Raw genomic sequence first — 735 nt, forward strand, 5'->3', positions numbered from 1 at the left:
ACAGTTGCTTCGGCACCTTCCATTCCAGGCATATGATCGCGCTGAAGAATAACAGATTCTCCTACTTCGTACATCGGATTTTCAGCTTCTTCCAAGCCTTCTGGAATTTCTCCCGACTCATCATGCTTCATATCTCCCATATTATCCATATCTCTTGTTTTTTTGGACTCGCTAATTATCTGGTTCTCATAGCTATCTTCTAATGATGGTTGATTTTCAAGTGTGTAGTTAGCAAATATTAAATCAGCGTTTTTAATATTAAATGCTTCAGTTAAATCGTCTACTGAAAAATTAGTACTTTGAGAAATCGCCCAGAGAGTATCTCCCCAAACCACTTCGTAATTTTGAAGTTCTTCTAATGTATCGTATTGGGAAACATCTGCTTGTACTTCTTCTACTGTACGCGCTCTCCAAAATTGGCTTGAGTCTTGTACTTCTTCCCCAGATTCACCATGTTCCATACCTTCGTGGCCTGTTTGAGATTTATCCGTTGTTTTGCTAGCCACCGTTTTCGAGCCAGTTTGAGCAGCATTATCTGCATCATCAAGTGTATTCGCGCCTACCTTATTCACTAGTGGATAAGAACTTAATAATGCTACAGATAAAAGACTACTTATAATTGTTTTTTTCACACGATTTCTCTCCTTTTGGTAATACCACCTTTATCTACAAATGTAGCTGAATGAACTTACATGTAGTTTATAATTACCCCTTATCATTGTCAAACACTTTGAT

The 735-nt window shown here is 37.7% G+C and carries 1 protein-coding gene; it reads right to left on the reverse strand.

Translation table 11 applies throughout. The features are described from left to right. Window positions 1-632: DUF1541 domain-containing protein (locus EF384_RS09605; RefSeq protein WP_123781494.1), on the reverse strand; the 632-nt coding region annotated here is incomplete at its 3' end. Between the last annotated feature and the right edge of the window lie 103 nt (window positions 633-735).

The sequence above is a fragment of the Aerococcus agrisoli genome (genome assembly GCF_003797145.1).
GTDB lineage: Bacteria > Bacillota > Bacilli > Lactobacillales > Aerococcaceae > Aerococcus > Aerococcus agrisoli.